Source organism: Radiobacillus sp. PE A8.2 (assembly GCF_045635475.1).
In the GTDB taxonomy this organism is placed as follows: Bacteria; Bacillota; Bacilli; order Bacillales; family Amphibacillaceae; genus JBJGXI01.
Genome location: NZ_JBJGXI010000094.1, coordinates 1 through 3401 on the forward strand (window position 1 = coordinate 1; position 3401 = coordinate 3401).

At 35.7% G+C, this 3401-nt stretch carries 3 protein-coding genes and 1 rRNA gene; 1 reads left to right on the plus strand and 3 read right to left on the minus strand.

The window, feature by feature from the left end; translation table 11 throughout:
* From ACI6MV_RS24735 to ACI6MV_RS24745, 3 genes are all read right to left on the minus strand, one after another.
* Positions 1-156: ribosomal RNA gene (locus ACI6MV_RS24735) — 16S ribosomal RNA — on the minus strand; the annotation flags it as partial.
* A 484-nt stretch (positions 157-640) separates the two neighbouring features.
* Positions 641-1666 carry an STAS domain-containing protein gene (locus ACI6MV_RS24740; RefSeq protein WP_407272975.1) on the minus strand — a complete coding sequence of 342 codons (1026 nt, stop codon included), beginning with the start codon at positions 1664-1666 and terminating at the stop codon, positions 641-643.
* Positions 1667-1738: 72 nt separating this feature from the next.
* A complete protein-coding gene (locus ACI6MV_RS24745; RefSeq protein WP_407272976.1) occupies positions 1739-2503 on the minus strand; it encodes a LamB/YcsF family protein in 765 nt (254 codons plus the stop codon).
* A 382-nt stretch (positions 2504-2885) separates the two neighbouring features.
* Between ACI6MV_RS24745 and ACI6MV_RS24750 the strand changes: the two genes are divergently transcribed.
* Positions 2886-3122, plus strand: coding sequence for a hypothetical protein (locus tag ACI6MV_RS24750; protein ID WP_407272977.1), 237 nt, complete (start codon positions 2886-2888; stop codon positions 3120-3122).
* Positions 3123-3401 lie beyond the last annotated feature (279 nt).

Sequence of the window (3401 nt, forward strand, 5' to 3'; positions counted from 1 at the left end):
TCTTACAGGCAGGTTGCCCACGTGTTACTCACCCGTCCGCCGCTCGTTCCACTTACTTCACCTCAGATGAGGATCCGTAAGTTTCACGCGCTCGACTTGCATGTATTAGGCACGCCGCCAGCGTTCGTCCTGAGCCAAGATCAAACTCTCCATATAATGTATGAGTTTTACTTACTCATTAAAAGCACTAGCAAGTTTCTTTCACAAGTGAAAGAAACTTCATTAATTTACAAGATTACTTGCAAATCATTTTCTTAACATACTTGATTGTTCTGTTCAGTTTTCAAGGATCAAACCGCTGTGTGTTTCTTTCAACGACAGCTTTAATATCTTATCAAATCATCAACTCATTGTCAATAACTTTTTTTATTCTTATTCGTTCGCCTCTCAAAAGCGACTTTATTAATATATCATTTCGCAAGAACAGTGTCAATAACTTTTTTTGTTATGATGTGTTTCTTGTGAAGCGACGTTTATTAATATACCACGCTGCATCATGGAATGCAATAGATAATATCGATCCAAAATTATCCATACTAAATCTATCATTATTATATATGAATAAGCTACAATTATGTAACCAACCTTAGGCAAGGCAAAACTCAGTATACAAGCAACAAATCCTAGTCTAGGATTTCGCTTAGCCTTTCACAATTCTACTTCCGAGCTGAGCCAGTGCAAAGTGGACACCGTGTTGCAAATTATGAAAACAGTCAAATGTTGAAAACTGAATTTCTAGTTTAGTAAGTACTTGGCTAAACCCAGCTGAAATTCCAACTAATATAGTTTTTGTACCAATTAGAGACGCAGCAACACCTATTCTTTCTATGAGAACAGCAGTATTTAGGTCAATATGTATATCTATTCCAGACAAATCTAAAATAAGATAGCTGGCCTTATACTTCGGTAAGTTATATAGTGTCTTAGTAAATAATTCTTCTGACCGCTCCTCATCATACTCTCCTATTAATGGTACTACCACAATCCCTTCAAGCACAGGTATTATTGGAGAAGATAGTTTTTTAACTTGATCTTTAAGATCTCTCGTTTTGTCTTCAACGAGCGCCTCTAGATGAACAATATGTTCCATTTCCTTCTTTCTCGCTAGCTGGTGAATGTTATCAGAAATATTTACATTTGAAGGGAAAAACTCAATTTTAGTAGATTCATATCCTTCTAATTGAAAATGCTTCACTTCGTACCACATATTCGTATCAAATAACCCTGTGAAAATACCAGCAAAATGAGCAGGAAGAAAGTCCCCCCCTATTTGCTTCTCTTGCGCAACATTTATTTTATGTTCCCAGCTATCTGTAAGGTACGCCGTAAATGTCTTTGCGTGTATATCTAGATCTTCAATTACAAACTTACCCCATCCTGCAGCAGCATAAGTATGAGTAATTAATTCTGCAGCTTTAGCAGGCTTTACTTCCTTCATTTTTTCAAAATATTCCCCTACTTGAATGCCTTGTCTAAAGCCTGCGGTCTCAAGCACTAAATTATAGGATTCTATACCTGAGATTTCCTCTATCGTATCAAAAAATACTTTCATGGCACTTTTTATCCAAAATAATACAGCGTCTCTTTCTTCGAATTGGAATTCACCCTTTTCTACATTCCAATTAAAATCAAGTCCTGCGACATTAATTCTCTCGTTCATCACCATAACAATTCCCCTTTATATTGACTATGAATTATATTTTAAATTCTAAGAGCAGTTTATTTTAAATTGGAGTCCTCAACTACTGATTAACCTTTTTACTTCAACTCCAGATTCATGTAATGATTTTCGTATATATTTAGCAAATTCCAGTGCCTGAGCACCATCACCATGAATACAGATCGTATCAGCAGTTATCGATACGTCTTTTTTATTAATGGAAGTAATCTTTCGTTCTTTAACCATGCGAACCACTCGTTTAACAGCAACGTCTTTATCTCTGATCAATGCATTAGACTCGATCCTTGAAGTTAACGTGCCATCCTCTTGATACGTCCGATCAGCAAAAACCTCACTCGCAGTGTGTAATCCGATTTCCTTACCAGCCTTAATAAGTTCACTCTCAGCTAGACCAATTAGGATTAAATCCGAATTTACTTTATATACCGCTTCGGCAATAGCTTTAGCCAATGAGCGATTTTTCACTGCCATATTATACAAAGCGCCATGCGGTTTAACATGCTGTAATTGGCCACCTTCCGCTTTTACAAACGCATGTAAAGCACCGATCTGATATACAATTAAATCATAAGTCTCTTGCGGAGAAATATCGATATTCCTTCTGCCGAAGCCCATTAAATCCTGTAGTCCAGGATGTGCACCAATACCTACATTTTTATTTAAAGCCATTGCTACCGTCTTACGCATTGTTGTCGGATCTCCAGCATGAAAGCCACAAGCAATGTTTGCAGACGTTACATAATCTAGCATTTCTTCGTCAGCGCCTTTAGTATATGTACCAAAACTTTCCCCCATATCACAGTTTATATCTACTTTATACACTAAAACTCCTCCTCAACTTTTAACGTGTGTAATATTATAAAATATTTTTGCTTTAGGAGGTTGTTCAAAACCCCATCTCTTGGCTATAACCACGAAAAGATTTTCAAGCAAGATAACTATGTAAATTATAAATAGTAGTAAAACTTCAGTGTTTATTCGTCCTTAAATTTTACGCCCTCCTACTAGAAATGCTCTTCATCTTGCTCGCAAAAATCTCGCTCAATGTGACGTGAATAGCTGCATAGGAAAACTATGAAATGACCCACCAGTTGGAAAATTTTGAAGTTGCTCAGTTTAAATGTAATATTCTTGCTTTATTTAAATATAATTAAACAGTATCTCTTATTCAAGTATTTATAGTGTAGATTAGGAGGGTTTTAAATTGAAAAATGCAGGGATAGCGGCGGTATTATCTTTTTTCATTTGTGGACTAGGACAAATTTACAACGGTCAAGTCGGGAAAGGCATTTTATTCATTATATCCTATTTTATCTCATGGTTATTAATGCTCATCATTATTGGTTTCATCACTACACCAATTTTATGGATTTGGGGTATCATTGATGCTCACAGAGCAGCCACTAAAATAAATCAACAAGTGAATCTAGAGTCGGCATAGCTTAGAAAAAAGCACACTTCATAAGGAAGCGTGCTTTTATTATAACAGGGTCTGATTTCAATTCTCTCTTACAAATATCCGCATGATCAAGTACTACTATTCATTTTCAAATTGGATACACTATTCGCCTGATAAACATATAAGCTATGATCGATCAACTTTTGATTAATATAAGCAGAGTTGCAATTCACCTCAACAAGCTGTTCCTCTTCGGCAATCTTTCGGATTTGCAGAAATCCTTATAAGATATATACTTTACAATTATTATAATGATACTAA